We start from the raw sequence: 229 nt of genomic DNA on the forward strand, positions 1-229 counted from the left end.
GCCTTCACGCGTCCCTTCCGAGACACCCGTCACGATCCCGAGCAGGCGTCGTGAGCCGAACGGAACCGAGACGCGCATGCCCGGCTCGATCAATGTCTCGAACTGGGACGGGACCTCATAATCGAACGGACGGTCGATCGTGATGACCGGGGCGTCGACGTGGACGTGGGCGATCATCGTAAATCTTCCTTAAAGTGGGTGAGCAACTCGACGGCGAGCTCGCGTTTGC

General features: G+C 61.6%; 1 protein-coding gene. It reads right to left on the reverse strand.

The annotated features are described in order from the left end of the window. Positions 1 to 177 (reverse strand): hypothetical protein (locus tag ACSV5T_RS10515; protein ID WP_438321123.1); only part of this gene is annotated, 177 nt, incomplete at its 3' end. Positions 178 to 229: the final 52 nt, after the last annotated feature.

Source organism: Veillonella sp. ZSJB6 (assembly GCF_051549505.1).
Classification (GTDB): Bacteria; Bacillota; Negativicutes; order Veillonellales; family Veillonellaceae; genus Veillonella.